Below are 19,000 nucleotides of genomic sequence, written 5' to 3'. Positions count from 1 at the left end.
CGACCTCAAACAAAAAGACACGAAATCAGATAAAACAGGCAGCAATACAGCGCGCTATTGAACAGCGCCGGATGCCAGACAAAATCATAAATACCGGTCGGCTGTAACAGTCGACGCAGCACAAAAAACAGCGCCAGCGACACGATCAGCTCGAAAAAAACCGGGGGAAACGACAGTCCGAAGATAACCATCACCGGAAGCAAACTCATCATTTTTTCCTTATTGTTTACTACGCCGGGGAAGACACGTCTTACTCATATTCATTCACATTATATTTACATTTTAGCGAATGCGCGCCACAACTCATGCCCAGACAGGTTGTCCAGGCTATAAACCTGAAAAAAGGTTAAACTCAAGGCATACATCCGCGATTAGAAAGTGCGAGGGCAACCGGGTCACGCTGCAACGGGCACATCACGCAGCATCTGAATACCGCGCTTCTGCGCACAAGTTTTTACACCCGGCACTGGTTATATTAGCCTGCTTACTATCAAGTCATCAACAATCTGTGATCTAAATCACTTTTAAGCCAGAGTGAATAATGGAAAGACTAAAACGGATGTCGGTATACGCCAAAGTGGTTGAGTGCGGTTCATTTACCGCCGCCGCGCGCCAGTTAGGCATGAGCGTATCCTCCATCAGCCAGACAGTGTCCAAACTGGAAAATGATTTGCAGGTCAAGCTGCTCAACCGCAGCACGCGCAGCATCGGCCTGACGGAAGCGGGTAAAATCTATTATCAGGGCTGCCGCCGCATGCTGCTGGAAGCCAACGAAGTGCACGAGCAGCTGTACGCCTTTAATAATACGCCGACCGGCAACTTACGCATCGGCAGCTCTTCAACCATGGCGCAAAACGTACTGGCCACCATGACCGCCGATATGCTGAAGGAGTACCCCGGCCTGAAGGTGAATCTGGTCACCGGTATTCCGGCGCCCGATCTGATCGCCGACGGGCTGGACGTGGTGATCCGCGTCGGCGCGCTGCAGGATTCCAGCCTGTTCTCCAAGCGGCTGGGCTCGATGCCGATGGTGGTATGCGCCGCCAAAAGTTACCTGGCCGCACACGGCACGCCGCGCACTCCCAGCGATATGGTGAATTTTTCCTGGCTGGAGTACAGCGTGCGGCCGGACAGCGAGTTTGAACTGATTGCCCCGGAGGGCATCAGCACGCGCATTTCGCCGCAGGGGCGCTTTGTCACCAACGACTCACAAACCATGATCCGCTGGCTGAAAGCCGGCGCCGGCATCGCCTATGCGCCGTTGATGTGGGTGATCGACGAAATCAAACGCGGCGAAGTGGAGATTCTGTTCAAACGCTACCATTCCGATCCGCGCCCGGTGTATGCGCTGTATACCGAAAAGGACAAACTGCCGCTGAAAGTGCAGGTATGCATCAACTACCTGACCGAATACTTCCAAAAAGTCGGCGAGCTTTATCAGGGCTACCGCTGACACGCCGGTAATAAAAGACAAAAAATACCGGTCAGACTGGGCTGACCGGCATATCAGACGGATGACACGGCGGCCTGGGCGCTTACGCCGTGCCACCCACCGTCAGGTTATCCAGCTTCAGCGTCGGCTGGCCGACGCCCACCGGCACGCTCTGCCCCTCTTTACCGCAGACGCCGACGCCTTTATCCAGCGCCAGATCGTTGCCGACCATCGAGATTTGCTGCATCGCTTCAATGCCGGAGCCGATCAGCGTCGCGCCTTTCACCGGTTTGGTGATGCGCCCTTTCTCGATCAGGTAAGCCTCGGAGGTGGAGAAAACGAACTTGCCGGAGGTGATATCCACCTGCCCGCCGCCAAAGTTCGGCGCATACAGGCCGTACTCCACGCTGGCGATAATCTCTTCCGGCGTCGACTGGCCCGCCAGCATGTAGGTGTTGGTCATGCGCGGCATCGGCAGGTGCGCATAAGATTCGCGGCGGCCGTTACCGGTCGGTGCCACGCCCATCAGACGCGCATTCAGTTTGTCCTGCATATAGCCTTTCAGCACGCCGTTTTCGATCAGCACGTTATACTGGCCGGGCACGCCTTCATCATCGATAGCCAGCGAACCGCGACGTCCCTGCATGGTGCCGTCATCCACCACGGTGCAAAGCTCCGACGCCACCAACTGCCCCATCTGTCCGCTGAAGACCGACGAGCCGCGGCGGTTGAAGTCCCCCTCCAGGCCGTGACCGACCGCTTCATGCAGCAGCACGCCCGGCCAGCCGGCACCCAACACCACCGGCATGCCGCCCGCCGGCGCGGCAACCGCCGACAGGTTAACCAACGCCATGCGCACGGCCTCTTTGGCGAAAGCGTCGGCGCGCACTTCACCGTCCACCGTTTCCAGGAAATAGTCATAGCCGAAACGACCGCCGCCGCCGCTGGAACCCCGCTCACGCTTGCCGTCTTCTTCCACCAGCACGCTGACAGAAAGACGCACCAGCGGACGCACATCCGCCGCCAGCGTACCGTCGGTGGCCGCCACCAGTACCTGCTCATAAACGCCGGTCACGCTGGCCGACACTTCCTGCACGCGCTTATCGGCGGCGCGGGCAACCTTGTCCACCCGGTGCAGCAGGGCGATTTTCTCTTCACGCGGCAGACTTTGCAGCGGATCGAGCAACGGATACAGCGCCTGGTGACGAATTTCGCCCAGCGTATGCGCCTTGCCGTCGCCCTGTTCACGTACGATGCTGCGCGCGGCCTGGGCGCTCTGGTTCAGCGCGTTAAGGGTAATCTGGTCGGCATAGGCGAAACCGGTTTTCTCGCCGCTGACGGCGCGCACGCCGACGCCCTGATCGATATTGTAAGAGCCGTCTTTAATGATGCCGTCTTCAATCACCCAGGCTTCGTGGTAGCTGGACTGGAAATAGAGATCGGCATAGTCGAGTCGGCGTTCGGACAGTTGCCCCAATACCGAATGCAGGTCTTGATGACTCAGCTTATTGGCAGTAAGTAACTGCTCACTGACAAGCGTCAGGCTCATAATTTTTTCACTCTTGATTGGAGGATTTATGTTCAGACGGCGCCTGCAGCGACGTCTGGAATCTGTTGTGCTGCCGCACCGGCATCTGGGCGCGCATGGTCTTCAGCACCTCGGTGTCGACGCGCACTTTAATGGCGGACACGGCGTCGGGGTTCTCTTTCATAATATTCCCCCAGCCGTCCACCGCCATGGTATGTCCCCAGGTACGGCGCGTCTGGCCATGACGGCCAACCTGCGCGGGCGCCAGGATCACGCACTGGTTCTCAATCGCCCGGGCGCGCAGCAGAATCTCCCAGTGCGCCTCGCCGGTAACGCGGGTAAAGGCGGAAGGTACGGAAATCAGCTCTGCCCCCTGGTCGCGCAGCGCCTGATACAGCCCGGGGAAACGCAGATCATAACAGATAGTCATCCCGAGGCGGCCGACCGGCGTATCCACCACCGTCAGCTGCCGGCCGTGCTGATAGGTATCTGACTCGCGATAGTGCGCATGTACGTCGTTGATATCGACATCGAACATATGCAGCTTATCGTAACGCCCGCGCAGCTCGCCCTGTTCGTCGAACAGCAGGCTGCTGGTGGTGATGCGCTGCGGATCTTCACGGCTGATTAACGGCATCGAGCCGATCAGCAGCCAGACGCCGTAACGGCGCGCCAGATCGCGCACCGCCTGCTGCAGCGGACCGTCGCCTTCCCGCTCGGCATGCTGACGATACGCCTCGGCGTCGGCGAACAGCAAGGCATTTTCCGGCGTCATCACCAGTTTCACACCGGTATTGAGCTGCTTGATCTGCTGCTCAATCTGCGCCAGGTTATCCCGGACGCGATCGCCGCTGCACAGTTGTAACAACGCAATATTGGCATTTTTCATGACGCCTTATCCTCTTTTGGCTTACGCAACACCTCATTGATGGTCGGCTGATCCAGGCTGCCGCCGATATGGTAGCGAATCAGCGAAATCTTGTTCCACAGCGGCCCCAGCGCCTTCGACGCGGCGAATACCGCGGCGCCGACGATTGGGTTGATGACAAACGCAGTCGCCACCCCGACCGTCGCTGAAATCTCCGGCGCCACCACCGCCTGCATATCAAGCCGGCGCTGCACCAGATCGACCTGGCCGCTCATGGCGATATCCGCCGCCAGCCCGTCAACCAGCAGGTTGTCGGTATGCATTATGCCATCTTTCATCCAGATGGTGCTGCGGATGGAATCAAAGTAGAACCCGTTGCCGAACGTGTCGCTGAAATCAAACTGTAGCTTACGCAGCAGCGCATCGAAACTTACCAGGCGCAATAGCTGCCCGGCCCGGCCGCCGCCGATGCTGTCGATCTCCCCCTTGCCCATCGCCAGCTTCATGGTGCCGTTGAAGGTGTTCAGCTTCGGCTTCCACGGCTGCCCGCGCCAGTGCAGGTCGAAGTCCACATCATAGGGCGCGTCTTTCAACGGCGTAGTGATGCCGAGGAAACTGGCGGTATCGTCAATCTTGCGCCCCAGCAGTTTCCCCTTCAGCGCGGTGCGCTCTTCCTGCGCATTCTGCTTCCACAAGCCGGTGGCGCTGACGCGTCCCTTGCCGGTATCGATCAGCCCGTGCTCCAGCGTCAGCGTATCGCCGGCGTTTTTCACATCGGCCTCGACCTTGCCCAGCTTCTGTCCGAGGAGCCAACAGCTCTGGCAGCGCAGCATCACGGACGGCCAGCCGCGGAAGGAGACGCGCTGCGCCGGTGCTGACGGCTGCGCGGCAAGCGGTGCCGGTTTGTCGTCGGCAAACTGCGGGTTGTAATACAGGTAATTGATATCGGCGCGCCACGGGCCGTTATCGGCGATCAATACGCTGCCGTCGATCTCCTTACCTTTGGCGCTGACGCTGACGCCGCCAAACTGCTGGCGCGCCGCCAGCTCCAGCTGATGCCAGGCCTGGCCGCCCAGCAGCAGCTGCGGGGTGCTCAACGCCACCGTGGTCGGGAAGCGGAAGCTGCCGACCTTGCCCTGAACGCCGCCTGACTGCTGCAGCGCCGGCGACAGCAGCGCCAGCCATTTTTCACCGTCCAGCGGCGGCAGGTTAAGCCTCAGCGACGGGCTCTGCGGCAGCGGCGGCACGCCGCCGCCGGTGCGCCACGCGGCGCGGTCCAGCGAAACCTGCTGCCGGCCGAAGGACCAGGCGCTGTTGAAGTAGTTTTGTTTACCGGCGCTGCCGTTCAGTTTGAAACCGTTAAGGCCGCCCTGTACCTTGACGCTCACCGGCAACGGTTCACCCGCCGGTTTAGCCAGCGGCGGCGGTAAGTGACTGCTCACACTCTTCAGGTCAGCGTTCAGATCGATATCGTAGCTGGCGGCACCGCCGTGCGGCAGGGTAATCGCCACCTTGCCGTTCCACGGCGCACTACCGGACAGCGCCTTTGCCACCTCCGGCGGTACTTCCGGGAACTTGCCCGGCTGCCAGTCGCCCTTCAGGCCGACACTGACCTTATAATCCTTTGTCCCTTCTTCGGTGGTGAAGTTCACCGCCAGCGGCTGACCAAACCAATTCGCCGTCAGGGTGTTGCTGGCCAGGTTGCCGTTATCGAAGGTAAATTTGCCGCTGACCTTTTCCAGCGTACTCTCCAGCGGCTTCACCAGCAGCGAATTATTGTTTAGCGTTACCTCACCTTTAGCCGCCACCTGCTTGCCGTTCAACGGGATATCAAGATGTAAGCGCCCACTGACATCGCCGCCAACCTGCAGCTGTTCCAGCGCGCCGCCGACGGAATCATGCAGCGGCGTCTGCGCAAAGTAGGCCCCTACGTCCGGCCCGGCGCCCGCCACGTCGGCGTCAATCAGCAAACGCTGTTTGCTGTAATCCGGGATGACCGCGCTGACGTTTTTGCCGTCCACCTTACCCAGCTTGGTCGCCGGCGCCTGCATCCACAGGCCGTCGTTGCGGAAATCCAGATCGATGGCCAGATCTTCCAGCGCCGGCCAGCCCGGCTGGAACTGGAAGGTTGAGTGACGCAGCGGCACATACACCTCAAAGTGTCCCTCATTATGCTTATAGGGGAACTGATGCGGATTGCCGGCATAGACCAGCGAGGCGTTATCCACCTGGCCGCCCTGGATGGCGCCGCTCAGGTAGTCAACCAGATGGGTGCCCATCAGCGGTTCCGGGAAGTAGCGCCAGGCATCGGCACCGTCAGACAGACGGATGCCAGCCAGAATACTCAGCCAAGGCTCGCCCTTGGCCGGCTGCCGATAGCGGAAGTCGCCATTCGCCCACAGCGATTTGGCTTTCACATCCAGATTCTGACCGGAGAGCTCCCAGCCCTGCGCGCCATAGCGCCAGTTCAGCGCCCCGCTGGCGCTGCTGATTTCCAGCGGCGCCCGGAACATATCGCCATACGGCAACGTGCTGTTTTTCAGCTCGAGATCCAGTCTGCCGTTTTCCACCCCGCCGCTGAGCGCGCCCCTGAAGTGGTTTACCCCCGGCAATAGCTGCCAGTGCTGCCAGCTCAGGTCGCGCCAGCGCGCCTGAAAGCGGCTTCTCTCCGGCTGTTTCAGCGGAATATCCAGCGCCAGCGTGTCTACCCGTCCCTGCGGCCGTATATCTTGCCAGCGCTCCAGCATATCCGGGCTGAGGAACGAGAACGTCGGCAACAGCGACGACAGCCGCTCCAGCTGGATGTCGGTGGCGCGGATACGCAGTTCTTCCTGCTGTTCCGGCCCGATAAACCGGCTGTTTTCCGGCAGCCACAGCCCGGACAACATCCCCTGCGGCCAGGCCTGACCGTCGGTTTTAATATTCAGCTGCGGCACATCCAGCTGCCAGCCGCCGCCCTGGCGTTTTATCGCCAGCGCCAAATTATCGACGTCCAGCCGGTGCGCATCGTCGCCGACCGTCCAGCGGGCTGCCCCCTGTTTCAGCAAGGCGTTGCCGCCATAAATCTCCCCCTGCTGCACCTGCAGCCAGGCGGCCAAACTGAAGTCGGCGCTTTCCAGACCGGTGTTGGATTTGAGCCAGCGGCTGAACCACGGCTTCATATCGATATTATCGGCCTGCAGGTAGACCGTGCCGGTATTCAGCAGCCCTTTGTTATCGCGCAGATCCATACGCACCTGTACAGCCCCGTGCTGGCCGTTAAACGTCGACAGGCTGATTTGTCCTTCGGCGCGGTGGCGCTGGTCGCTGTTCAGCCAGGTCAGCTGCGGTATGGCGACTTCGGCGCGCGGACCGGAGGGCGTCAGGAAAGAGATGCGGCTGTCGCGCAGGTCGAAGTGGTCGAACTGATACAACAGCAGATCGCTGATGGTGCCGGGCTGAACGGTGCTGCCCTTGTTTTTATCGCCGCCCAGCGTGGTATTGATATCCAGCTGCAGCTGGTAGAAGGTGAGATCGCGAAACTGCCAGCGCCAGTGCAGCAGTGACTGCCAGACGTCAAGCGCCAGCGTAACCCGTTCGATATGCAGATCGCTTTTGGCCATCGTGGCGCGCAGGTTGCGCACTTCCAGCTGCGGACCAAAATTTTCCCAGTTGCCTTGTATAAAGTCAGCCTGCACCGGCACGCCGGATAGCGCTGTAATTTTCGCCAGCAACTGTGGGCGATAACTGTTCAGTTCCGGCAACGCCAGGCGCAGTCCACTGATCAGCAACGCCACGGCGACAATTAACGTGGCGCCTGTTGCCAACAAAATCCCAGGCAGTCGCTTCACTCTATCTCCTTGCTTCCGCTGCCCGGCAACGGGAATGAATGGGTTCCGCATGCCGAACCCCGCCAATCACAGCTGACTTACATCATAACGACGTCAAACTGTTCCTGGCTGTATAACGGTTCAATCTGTACTTTAACCTGCTTGCCGACAAAGATTTCCACCTCCGCCAGCGCGTGCGACTCTTCGCTTTTCAGCGCTTCGCCTACCGCAGCCGAGGCGTAAACCAGAAAACGGTCGGTATCATAAGCATGGTGCACGCGGACGATTTCGCGCAAGATTTCATAGCATACCGTCTCAACCGTCTTGACCGTGCCACGCCCGTTACAGGTAGGACAGTCGTTGCACAGCACATGTTCAATACTTTCACGCGTGCGTTTACGCGTCATTTCCACCAGCCCCAGCTGTGAAAAACCGTTAATGGTGGTTTTGACCCGATCCTTGCTCAGCGCCTGCTCCAGCGAATGCAGCACCCGCCGGCGGTGTTCATCATTATTCATATCAATAAAATCGATGATGATAATGCCGCCCAGATTGCGCAGCCGCAGCTGGCGGGCGATGGCCTGCGTCGCTTCAATATTGGTATTGAAAATGGTCTCGTCGAGGTTACGGTGGCCGACAAAAGCGCCGGTGTTGATATCGATGGTGGTCATCGCCTCGGTCTGATCGATGATCAGATAGCCGCCGGACTTCAGCTCCACCTTACGCTCCAGCGCACGCTGGATTTCGTTCTCCACGTCGTACAGATCGAAGATCGGCTGGCTGCCGGTATATAACTCCAGCTTGCCGCTGATGTCCGGGATATATTCACCGGTGAACTCCACCAGCAAATCGTGCGTCAGCCGCGAGTCCACGCGGATGCGGTCGAGCGCCGCGCCGGCGAAATCACGCAGGATACGCTGCGCCAGCGCCAGTTCGCCGTACAGCATATATTTGGTCTGGTTGCGCTTTTTACGCTCCATCACCTTGGTCCACAGGCGTTTGAGGAACGCAGCGTCCTGCGCCAGTTCTTCATCGCCGATGCCTTCCGCCGCAGTGCGGATGATAAAACCGCCCAGCTCGTCACAGTAATCGGCGACGATTTTTTTCAGCCGTTCGCGCTCGGCCTCGCTTTCAATGCGCTGTGAAACGCCGACGTGCGCCGCCCCCGGCATAAATACCAGATAGCGGGAAGGCAGCGTGATGTCGGTAGTCAGGCGCGCACCTTTGGTGCCCAGCGGATCTTTTACCACCTGCACCACCAGATCCTGCCCCTGGCGCACCAGTTCGGCGATATCGCGCACGTGGAAGTTTTTCCGTTCATCGCCCGCCACGCACTCGGTGTGCGGCATAATATCGGAGGCGTGCAGAAACGCCGCCTTCTCCAGGCCGATATCGACAAAGGCCGCCTGCATGCCCGGCAGCACCCGGCTCACCCGGCCTTTGTAGATATTGCCAACGATGCCGCGCTTGGATTCGCGCTCAATGTGGATCTCTTGCAGGATGCCGCCGTCAATATAGGCAACCCGCGTTTCAGACGGTGTGATATTTACCAGTAGCTCAGCGGTCATGTCTTCTCCTCAGAGCCGGTCGATAGCGCATACAGCCGCCCTCAACCGGTTCTTACATCTCGTAATGCGACAAAATTACTGAGCAGCTCATGTGTTTCGACCAGCGGTAGCCCCACCACGGCGTGATAGCTGCCGGTGAGGGTTCTGACGAAACAACCACCCTTTCCCTGAATCCCATAGGCGCCCGCTTTGTCCATCGGTTCGCCCGTTGCAATATAATCGGCGATATCCTGCTGCGACAGCGTACGGAAGGTCACGTCGGTGACCACCTGCTGGCACATGATGTCCTGTCGGTCGGCAATCGCCACCGCGGTGATCACCTGATGCTGCTTACCGGACAGCAGGTTCAGCATCTCTGCGGCATGTGCGGCGTCACGCGGTTTTTCCAGCACCCGGCCGTTCAGCACCACAATGGTGTCGGCGCCGAGCACCGGCCGGTCTTCCGCCGCCAGCGCCACGCCCGCCCGCGCTTTATCCTGCGCCAGGCGACGGACATAGGTCTCCGCGCTTTCCCCCGGCTGCCGTTGTTCTTCGGTATGGGTCAGAATAATGTCGAACGGTACGCCAAGCAGCGTCAGCAATTCACGCCGACGGGGGGAACCTGAGGCCAAATAAAGCGAAATCATTACACTCCCCTTGTTACGTCGTTATTGTACGGCGAACTGGCGGCGAATCTTGCGCATCAGCAGGAACAGCCACGGCCATAAAATACCGTTAACCACACTACTCCAGAACACTTCCGGGCGGAAAGAGACGTTGATCACTAAAAACTCCACCCAGAACACCACCACGTCCATCGCCAGCGACAGCAGCATCACGATCAACGCCTGCTGCCACAGCGCCATATTGCGGAACAGCTGAAATTTGAACGCCACCAGATAGGCGATAATGCCCAGCGCCAGCGCACGCACGCCCAGGGTCGATCCCAGGATCAGATCCATGATCAGCCCCAAGACAAAGCCGGTGCCGACGTTGACCCGGTGCGGCAGAGCCATCACCCAATAAATCAGAATCAGCACCACCCATGAAGGGCGGAACATATAAATCTGCTCCGGCCACGGCATAATCTGCAGCACCAGCGCAATCAGGAAAGAGAGCCAGATGATCCAGCGCCCGTGACTACGGTAACGGTTCATCAGCGCGCTCCTGCGGCGGCGGGCGGCGTGGCGGCCGCCGACGGCGGCGTCACGGCGCCGGTAGCAGGTGCCGGCACCGGCGCCGGCGGCCCCATGGCGTCAGCCGACGGCAGCACCTGCGGCATCATCTGCATCAGACGCTCGTTGGCGACACGGTGCACTTCCTCCGGCTGACGCGGCATATCGCCGTTGCGATCGGCCCCCCACAGCAGCAGCAGATAACGCAGACGCTGCAGACCGGCGGTCGGACGCGCCTGAATCACCGTATAGGCGCGCTGGTTGTCCACTTTCACCGAGGAAACCACCGCCACCGGATAACCTTCCGGGAAGCGCCCCCCCAACCCCGAGGTCACCAGCACGTCACCCACGCGGATATCGGTGTTGCCCGGCAGATGCTCCAGCTGCAGATCGTCGGCACAGCCGCTGCCGGCGGCAATCACGCGAATATCGTTACGCAGCACCTGAATCGGCAGCGCGTGGGAGGCATCGCAAATCAGCAGCACGCGGCTGGTGTATTTGGCCACCGCCACCACCTGACCGACCACCCCTTTATCGCTGATCACCGGTTGGCCCTCGTAGACGCCGTTATCGGAGCCTTTATCGATCACCACCTGATCGCTGTACGGATCGGAGCCGGCCGAGATCACCTGCGTGACCATTTTTTGTTCGTCCTGACGCAGCGGCGAGCCGAGCAGTTCACGCAAGCGGGCATTTTCCTGCTTGAATTGGCCGAGAAGAAGGGTATCGCTGCCTTTCAGCAGCAGTTCTTGCCGCAAAGCGCGATTTTCGAGTTCCAACTGTTGGCGAGTAGCCAGCGTTTCCGAGACGCTGTCCAGAACCTTACGCGGCCCGTTGGCCAAAAAATAGAAAGGGCTGACTGCGGTATCCATATAGTTTCGTATTTTTACGAACGTACCGAGCCGGCTGTCGGCAACGATCAGGCCAATCGCCACGATCACCGCCAAAAAAAGTCGCAGTTGCAGGGAAGGCCCCCTGCTAAAAATCGGCTTCATAAATTATGCGAGTTCCTCGACAACAGAAGGAGGCAGCGTACAAGATGCATTGATCTTAGACGATACCTCCTTCCAGGGGCTGACTATTCTTCGCTGAACAAATCGCCGCCGTGCATGTCGATCATTTCCAACGCTTTGCCGCCGCCGCGTGCCACGCAGGTCAGCGGATCTTCTGCAACAACGACCGGAATGCCGGTTTCTTCCATCAGCAGGCGATCCAGGTTGCGCAGCAACGCGCCGCCGCCGGTCAGCACCATGCCGCGTTCCGAAATATCGGAAGCCAGCTCCGGCGGACACTGCTCCAGCGCCACCATTACCGCGCTGACGATGCCGGTCAGAGGCTCCTGCAGGGCTTCAAGGATTTCATTGGAGTTCAGGGTAAAACCGCGCGGTACGCCTTCGGCCAGGTTGCGGCCGCGTACTTCGATCTCACGCACTTCATCGCCCGGATAGGCCGAGCCGATCTCATGCTTGATGCGTTCTGCGGTAGCTTCACCGATCAGCGAGCCGTAGTTGCGGCGCACGTAGTTAATAATCGCTTCATCGAAGCGGTCGCCGCCAATGCGCACCGACGAGGAGTACACCACGCCGTTCAGTGAGATCACCGCCACTTCCGTGGTGCCGCCGCCGATATCCACCACCATGGAACCGGTTGCTTCGGAAACCGGCAGGCCGGCGCCGATAGCGGCCGCCATCGGCTCTTCAATCAGGAACACTTCGCGCGCGCCGGCGCCCTGCGCCGATTCGCGGATGGCGCGGCGCTCAACCTGCGTGGCGCCGACCGGCACGCACACCAGCACGCGCGGGCTTGGGCGCATAAAGCTGTTGCTGTGCACCTGCTTGATAAAGTGCTGCAGCATTTTTTCGGTCACAAAGAAGTCGGCGATGACGCCGTCTTTCATCGGACGAATGGCTGCGATATTACCGGGAGTACGTCCCAGCATCTGTTTAGCGTCATGGCCCACAGCCGCTACGCTCTTCGGTGAACCGGCACGATCCTGGCGAATGGCAACCACCGACGGTTCATTCAGTACAATGCCTTGCCCTTTAACATAAATAAGGGTATTGGCGGTACCCAAATCGATGGACAAGTCATTGGAAAACATGCCACGAAATTTCTTAAACATAACTAAAGGATAATCCTGCAAGCTGGGGGCGAAAAATAAAATCCGCCTACTTTACCAACCACACGAAGCAGCGACAAGGCGCAAAAACGTTCTACTTCGGTGAAAATAATCTGCATTATTACTGCTCGAATGCACGGAAATTGGATGAGGCCTGAATTCCCTGAACCAAGGTTCAGTTTACCACCCCTGTCAACGCGCGAAACGGCGTAACACAGCTCATAAAAACTAACATTTTCCCTGATTATCACTGGTGGTAAGCACCTACCAACGTCCGACGGGAAAAGACGGGTTATTCTACGTGAAAAATGCGCAAATATTCAGGTTAAACGCGATAACGACGCGAATATTTTTTGCGCCCAACGTCAATCGGCTCCGGCGGGGCAAGAAAGTCACCCTGTCCGCCATGGATCCCACGCTCTTTTAATGTCTGCCATTCGCTGCGCGTGCGCACGCTGGCAGCAAACAGCCGCGCGCTGGTGCCTTCGCACGCGCTAGATAGACTCTGAACAAATAGCTGGTTCTCGTCGCGTTTATCAATACTGCGCACCAAGCCGGGATGCAGTTTCACGATCTCCACCTGCAACGACTTGATATACGCGGTACTGACCACGGTTAACCCCGCCTGTGACACCGCCAGACGGCAGCCCAGTCCCGCGATCAGACGCAGCACCGGGCGTAAACGGTCGATATGTTGACATACATCCGCCTCTGCAAGTTCAATCAGAATGCGTCGCCGATGACTTTTTTCGCACTGTAACAACGTATCGCGCAGCCAGTTCTGGAACGAGCGCTGTAATAATGAATCAACACACAGCGGAAACGCCAGCGTCTCTTCCGGCCACAGCGCCAGCAGCGGTATGAGCCGGCTCACCTGCAGACGATCGTAACGCTCCGCCAGCCCGAACTGTTTCACCAGCGGCATATATTCAGCAGGGAGCAGTTCTTGAGAACCATCATAAACACGACTCATTATTTCCCGGTGGTGCACCTCGCCCTTCACCGTCACCGCCGGCTTTTGATACAGCCGCGGGCCGCCCCGCTCCAACATCTGCTCCAGCAGAGTACGCCACTTCACGCTGCCGCGCCCCATCTCCGGCACCTGACTGTCGTACACATACCAGCCGTTTTCGCCCTGCAGCGTAGCGTGGCGCGTTGCCTGTTCGGCACGGTCGATCACCTGTTCGGTCGTCTGGCCGCTGCGGTAGGCAACAATGCCGATATGCAAAAAAGCTTCGCGCTCAATCAGCGGCGTAGCAGGCAACGCATCGATAGCGTTCACTAACTGTGCGGCAATGCCATCCGCCTCTTTCAGCGTGCGGTGCGGCAGCAGTACGGTAAAATCGCTGTGGAAATAGCGCGCCAGCAGCGCCGAAGGATAGCGCAGCACAAAAGTAGACAGCAGATTGACCAGCGAATACATCAATTCCTGCACCATTGCGGCGCCATGGGTTTCACGCAGCGTTTCAAAATCCGGCAGGCGCACCATCATCACAATACCATGCGACCCTTCTTCTTCCAGTTGCGTGGTCAATTGGTTATCGAAAAACAGACGGTTATTCAGCCCGGTTTTGGCATCCTGGGCGGCAAAAGCGCGGATCAGGGTATCCACCCGCGTCCGCTCCTCACGCGCCTCGGCCAGATCCGCCAGCAGGCGATCCAGCGCGCTGCTGACGCTCGGCGGCCACTCCCGCATGTCGCCCTGCATCACCTCTTCACGCTCACCGTTCAAAATGCGCCGCGCCCGCCAGGCCAGGCGATCTTCGCCGGCGGCCTGTTCACGCAGCCAGCGCAGGCTGAACAGCAGCACCACCAGCATGACGACAATCGCCAGCGTGACAGCCAGCGTCGAACGCAGCGAATAGCCATCGCTGGCGAAGGGATCGAGATAAGTGATATTCAGCGTACTGCCGGGGTGTTGCATCAGCGGCAAAGAGGTATAGCGATGGCTGCGGGGCGCGGCTCTGGGCTCGCCCGTCAACACGGGCAGTTCATAGTTGAGCAGAATGCCGCTGGCGCTTTCAACGCGCAGTTCCACAATGCCGAGCGGCCTCATCACCAGCGGCAGCCACTGTGTCTGCGCCTGCAGCGAGCTATGCAGCATCGACTGGTCAAGCGAAGTGACCAGCGCATCGAAGCGGCGCTCCATGCGCTCCTGAGTGACATAAAAGAAGCTGTATGAGCACCCCATCAGCATAAAGAACATGGCCAGCGCAACGAGCAGGGTGATCAGTGCAGAGAGTTTGGTGGTAAATCGCATCCCTGTGCCTTGTCCGCTATGGTTAAGTGAGTATGCACCCATTGAAACAAAAAGGTGCCAGCCTACCGATAAAGGTGCAACAGCATAACCCGATTTTATGGTTAACTGTCTGTTTTTTCAGAATACCGCCAGGAACATTACGGCCGGATTCAAGCGCATCCAAGCTACCAAGCCTCGCCGCGGAAAGGAACCTTTAAACGGTAATTTTTTGTTCTTTATCAGAGCATCACTTACCTATTATGCATATAGTCAAATGAGTTGGATTAAAGCATCATTTTAATGAATTATTCTCGCGATCTTTATGACTGAGGTCATGACTCGGCAACATGCCAGCAAACCGAGATAAACAAGAGGACAGTGACATGCGCGCATTATTACTGGAACAACACGGCGAGCAAATCATCAGCCAGGTGCAGGATATCGACGACGACCGCTTGCCGGAAGGCGACGTAACGGTCGATGTGAACTGGTCCAGCCTCAACTATAAAGATGCGCTGGCCATCACCGGTAAAGGTAAAATCGTCCGCCACTTCCCGATGGTGCCGGGGATTGATTTCGCCGGCACGGTACGCAGCAGCAAAGATCCGCGCTTCAGCGAAGGGCAAAGCGTGGTGCTGACCGGCTGGGGCGTCGGAGAAAACCATTGGGGCGGCCTGGCGGAGCAGGCGCGCGTCACCGGTGAATGGCTGGTGCCGTTGCCGAAAGGGCTCGATGAACGCCAGGCGATGATCATCGGCACCGCCGGCTTGACCGCCATGCTGTGCGTGATGGCGCTGGAAGACGGCGGCGTGCGCCCGGATGATGGAGACGTGCTGGTAACCGGCGCCAGCGGCGGCGTCGGCAGCACTGCCATCGCCGTGCTGTCGGCGCTCGGTTACCGAGTGACCGCCATCAGCGGCCGCGACAGCAATACCGACTACCTGAAAACCCTGGGGGCCAAAGAGGTACTGCCGCGCAGTGACTACATCGAAGCGCCGCGTCCGCTGGAAAAACAGCGCTGGGCCGGCGCCGTTGACACCGTCGGCGATAAATTGCTGGCCGGCGTGCTGGCGCAGATGAACTATAACGGCACCGTCGCCGCCTGCGGACTAGCCGGCGGCTACCAGCTGCCGACCACCGTGATGCCGTTTATCCTGCGCAACGTACGCCTGCAGGGGATCGACTCCGTGCATACGCCGCTGCATCAGCGCCAGACCGCCTGGGAGCGTCTGGCCGGCATCCTGCCGGACAGCTTTTATCAGCAGGCCACGCAGGAAATTACTCTAGACCAGGCGCCTGCCGCAGCCCGCGACCTGCTCGACAATAAAGTCACCGGACGCACGCTGGTAAAAATCCGCTGACGCCGTCCGCGGGTGCGCGCCGACGCACCCGCGCCCTGTTCTGCGAAATTTCATATTTTCCCGCCGCATCTCGCTTCCGATCTGCTTTCACGCCATGCTTAACGCATCACCGTGGAGGACAGGCTAATGAAAAAGGTACATCAACTAACCGAGGCTGACGCCACGCCGGAAAGCGTGTTCCATCAGCGCAGAAAAGTGCTGCAGGCATTGGGGATTAGCGCCGCGTCGCTGGCGCTGCCGCTTAGCGCCCAGGCCGATCTGCTCTCCTGGTTTAAAGGCAACGATCGCCCCAAAGCGCCGCCGGGCAAAGCGCTGGAATTCAGCCGGCCGCCACAGTGGCAGGCCAAGCTGGCAATGACGCCGGAAGATAAAGTCACCGGTTACAACAATTTCTACGAGTTCGGGCTGGATAAGGCCGATCCGGCCGCCAACGCCGGCGGTTTGAAGACCGGAGGCTGGAAAGTGCGTATCGACGGCGAGGTGGCCAAACCGCTGACGCTCGATATCGACGATCTGATGAAACGCTTCCCGCTGGAACAGCGCATTTATCGGATGCGCTGTGTGGAAGCCTGGTCGATGGTGGTACCGTGGATCGGTTTTGAACTGGGCAAACTGCTGAAGCTGGCCGAGCCAAACAGCAACGCGCGCTTTGTCGCCTTCCAGACGCTCTACGATCCGGAGCAGATGCCGGGGCAGAAAGACCGCTTTATCGGCGGCGGCCTGCAGTATCCGTACGTAGAAGGCTTACGTCTGGACGAGGCCATGCACCCGCTGGCGCTGCTGACGGTGGGCGTGTACGGCAAAACGCTGCCGCCGCAGAACGGCGCGCCGCTGCGGCTGATCACCCCCTGGAAATACGGCTTCAAGGGCATCAAGTCCATCGTGCATATCCGCCTGACCCGTGACCAGCCGCCGACCACCTGGAACCTGTCGGCGCCCAATGAGTACGGTTTTTACGCCAACGTCAATCCTCAGGTTAATCACCCGCGCTGGTCGCAGGCCAGCGAGCGCTTTATCGGCGCCGGCGGCATTCTGGATGTGAAACGTCAGCCCACGCTGCTGTTTAACGGCTATGGCGATCGGGTCGCTTCGCTGTATCGCGGCATGAACCTACGGGAGAATTTCTGAGTGCGTTTAAAACCTGTGCATATCAAATGGCTGAAAGCCGCGATTCATCTGGCCGCCTTCCTGCCGCTGCCGTGGCTGGTGCTGGCGATCGATCAGGGCTGGCTGAGCGCCGACCCGGCCAAGGACATCCAGCATTTTACCGGGCGTATGGCGCTGAAACTGCTGCTGCTCACCCTGCTGGTCGCCCCGCTGGCGCGCTACAGCCGCCAGGCGATGCTGATGCGCTGCCGCCGGCTGCTGGGGCTGTGGTGTTTTGCCTGGGCGACGCTGCACCTGCTCAGCTACGCCACCCTGGAACTGGGGCTGAATAATATTGCGCTGCTCGGCCGGGAACTGCTCGAACGCCCCTACCTGACGCTCGGCATCGTCAGCTGGCTGCTGTTGCTGGCGCTGGCGGCAACCTCGACCCAACGGGCGATGCGCAGCCTGGGAAAAAACTGGCAGCGGCTGCACAATTTCGTCTATCTGGTGGCGATTCTGACGCCGATACACTACCTTTGGTCGGTAAAAATCATTTCCCCTCAGCCGCTGATCTACGCGCTGCTGGCATTGCTGTTGTTAGCGTGGCGTTACCCGAAATTCCGCGCCTGGTGGCGTTAGAAACCGTCATCTTCCGCACCGTGCGATCTCACAGAACCGGGTAACCCCGGCCAATTAGGGGTTGAATATCTTCGCTGATAAGACCAGTATTTAGCTGCGAATTGCTACGATATCGTTATAATGCCCGACCTTGTCCTGAAGGACAGCGTGATTTTTCCCCGAAAAAGGTGACAAATCGGTAACATCGGGTTATGTTGAACGATGATGGTTTTATTGCCGGAGATACCAGCACAATGGCGGACAAGTCTCACATTTTGCTTCTGAATGGCCCTAATCTGAACCTGCTGGGGACCCGCGAGCCGGAGAAATACGGCAGCACAACGCTGGCAGAGATCGTAAACGGATTAGAGAATCAGGCCTCCGCGTTGGGCATCGCCCTAAGCCATCTGCAGTCCAATGCTGAACACGCGCTGATCGATCGCATTCATCAGGCGCGCGGCAACACAGATTTCATTCTGATTAACCCGGCGGCGTTCACCCATACCAGCGTGGCGCTGCGCGATGCGCTGTTGGCGGTGCAAATCCCGTTTATCGAGATCCACCTGTCCAACGTGCATGCCCGCGAGCCCTTCCGCCATCACTCCTATCTGTCTGATATTGCAGTAGGCGTGATCTGCGGACTCGGCGCGGACGGTTACACATTTGCTTTACAGGCAGCGGTTAATCGTCTGTCAAAAACCCACTAATTGCTCCACAAAAAGAGTACGGAATCACACTCATGGATATTCGTAAAATCAAGAAGCTGATCGAACTGGTTGAAGAATCAGGTATTTCTGAACTGGAAATTGCTGAAGGCGAAGAGTCAGTTCGCATCAGTCGCGCCGCGCCGGCGCAGGCTTACCCAGTCATGCAGCAGGCCTATGCCGCACCGGCACAGCCGGCTCCAGCGCTGGCCACCGCCGTCGCTGCCGCCGAAGCCGAAGCGCCTGCCGCTGCCGCAGCCGTGAGTGGCCATATCGTTCGTTCCCCAATGGTAGGCACCTTCTACCGCACCCCAAGCCCGGATGCGAAAGCCTTCGTGGAAGTGGGTCAGAAAGTCAACGCCGGCGACACGCTGTGCATCGTTGAAGCAATGAAAATGATGAACCAGATCGAAGCCGACAAATCCGGCGTGGTGAAAGCCATCCTGGTGGAAAACGGTCAACCGGTTGAATATGACGAGCCACTGGTCGTCATCGAATAACGAGGCGCACC

At 58.9% G+C, this 19,000-nt stretch carries 16 protein-coding genes; 6 read left to right on the top strand and 10 right to left on the bottom strand.

The genetic code is table 11. The annotated features are described in order from the left end of the window. Positions 1 to 5 precede the first annotated feature (5 nt). Positions 6 to 209 carry a p-hydroxybenzoic acid efflux pump operon protein AaeX gene (aaeX, locus tag FO014_RS12265; protein ID WP_160031407.1) on the bottom strand — a complete coding sequence of 68 codons (204 nt, stop codon included), beginning with the start codon at positions 207 to 209 and terminating at the stop codon, positions 6 to 8. A 332-nt stretch (positions 210 to 541) separates the two neighbouring features. On the opposite strand from aaeX, the gene aaeR reads away from it, so the two are divergent. Beyond that, positions 542 to 1,453, top strand: coding sequence for an HTH-type transcriptional activator AaeR (aaeR, locus tag FO014_RS12260; RefSeq protein WP_105232785.1), 912 nt, complete (start codon positions 542 to 544; stop codon positions 1,451 to 1,453). An 82-nt stretch (positions 1,454 to 1,535) separates the two neighbouring features. Here aaeR and tldD read toward each other — a convergent pair whose 3' ends face one another. From tldD to csrD, 9 genes are all read right to left on the bottom strand, one after another. Next, entirely contained in the window at positions 1,536 to 2,981 is a 1,446-nt protein-coding gene (gene tldD / locus FO014_RS12255; RefSeq protein WP_160029720.1) for a metalloprotease TldD, read from the bottom strand. Positions 2,982 to 2,988: 7 nt separating this feature from the next. Beyond that, on the bottom strand, positions 2,989 to 3,849 hold the full coding sequence (nit1, locus tag FO014_RS12250) for a deaminated glutathione amidase (RefSeq protein ID WP_160029719.1): 861 nt from the start codon (positions 3,847 to 3,849) through the stop codon (positions 2,989 to 2,991). Next, complete coding sequence (gene yhdP, locus FO014_RS12245; RefSeq protein WP_160029718.1) at positions 3,846 to 7,658, bottom strand: AsmA2 domain-containing protein YhdP; 3,813 nt, start codon at positions 7,656 to 7,658, stop codon at positions 3,846 to 3,848. The genes nit1 and yhdP overlap by 4 nt, the downstream gene beginning before the upstream one ends. A 77-nt stretch (positions 7,659 to 7,735) precedes the next feature. Continuing rightward, a complete protein-coding gene (gene rng / locus FO014_RS12240) occupies positions 7,736 to 9,205 on the bottom strand; it encodes a ribonuclease G (RefSeq protein ID WP_105232789.1) in 1,470 nt (489 codons plus the stop codon). Between the two features lie 41 nt (positions 9,206 to 9,246). Beyond that, positions 9,247 to 9,831 (bottom strand): Maf family protein, encoded by a 585-nt coding sequence (locus FO014_RS12235; RefSeq protein ID WP_160029717.1) that lies wholly within the window; start codon positions 9,829 to 9,831, stop codon positions 9,247 to 9,249. A 21-nt stretch (positions 9,832 to 9,852) separates the two neighbouring features. Beyond that, entirely contained in the window at positions 9,853 to 10,341 is a 489-nt protein-coding gene (gene mreD, locus FO014_RS12230; protein WP_160029716.1) for a rod shape-determining protein MreD, read from the bottom strand. After that, positions 10,341 to 11,354, bottom strand: coding sequence for a rod shape-determining protein MreC (gene mreC / locus FO014_RS12225; protein ID WP_160029715.1), 1,014 nt, complete (start codon positions 11,352 to 11,354; stop codon positions 10,341 to 10,343). Before mreC ends, mreD begins: the two co-directional genes overlap by 1 nt. Before the next feature lie 83 nt (positions 11,355 to 11,437). Beyond that, complete coding sequence (gene mreB, locus FO014_RS12220; protein WP_003855260.1) at positions 11,438 to 12,481, bottom strand: rod shape-determining protein MreB; 1,044 nt, start codon at positions 12,479 to 12,481, stop codon at positions 11,438 to 11,440. Positions 12,482 to 12,803: 322 nt separating this feature from the next. Continuing rightward, positions 12,804 to 14,738: an RNase E specificity factor CsrD gene (gene csrD, locus FO014_RS12215; protein WP_160029714.1), complete on the bottom strand. Its 1,935-nt coding sequence runs from the start codon at positions 14,736 to 14,738 to the stop codon at positions 12,804 to 12,806. A gap of 362 nt (positions 14,739 to 15,100) precedes the next feature. Here csrD and acuI point away from each other — a divergent pair, with 362 nt between their 5' ends. The 5 genes from acuI (at position 15,101) to accB (ending at position 18,989) form a co-directional block, all read left to right on the top strand. Further along, a complete protein-coding gene (gene acuI / locus FO014_RS12210; protein WP_160029713.1) occupies positions 15,101 to 16,078 on the top strand; it encodes an acrylyl-CoA reductase (NADPH) in 978 nt (325 codons plus the stop codon). A 126-nt stretch (positions 16,079 to 16,204) separates the two neighbouring features. Continuing rightward, positions 16,205 to 17,206, top strand: coding sequence for a protein-methionine-sulfoxide reductase catalytic subunit MsrP (gene msrP, locus FO014_RS12205; protein WP_160029712.1), 1,002 nt, complete (start codon positions 16,205 to 16,207; stop codon positions 17,204 to 17,206). Next, a complete protein-coding gene (gene msrQ / locus FO014_RS12200; RefSeq protein WP_160029711.1) occupies positions 17,207 to 17,806 on the top strand; it encodes a protein-methionine-sulfoxide reductase heme-binding subunit MsrQ in 600 nt (199 codons plus the stop codon). Positions 17,807 to 18,039: 233 nt separating this feature from the next. Further along, entirely contained in the window at positions 18,040 to 18,492 is a 453-nt protein-coding gene (aroQ, locus tag FO014_RS12195) for a type II 3-dehydroquinate dehydratase (protein WP_160031406.1), read from the top strand. A 32-nt stretch (positions 18,493 to 18,524) separates the two neighbouring features. After that, the gene (gene accB / locus FO014_RS12190; RefSeq protein WP_160029710.1) at positions 18,525 to 18,989 is read left to right on the top strand and encodes an acetyl-CoA carboxylase biotin carboxyl carrier protein; all 465 of its coding nucleotides are present in this window, start codon (positions 18,525 to 18,527) and stop codon (positions 18,987 to 18,989) included. Positions 18,990 to 19,000: the final 11 nt, after the last annotated feature.

This window comes from Serratia rhizosphaerae, from assembly GCF_009817885.1.
Taxonomy (GTDB): domain Bacteria; phylum Pseudomonadota; class Gammaproteobacteria; order Enterobacterales; family Enterobacteriaceae; genus Serratia_B; species Serratia_B rhizosphaerae.
The sequence above is the reverse complement of the archived record's forward strand: the minus strand, read 5'-3'. Positions and strand labels throughout refer to the sequence as shown.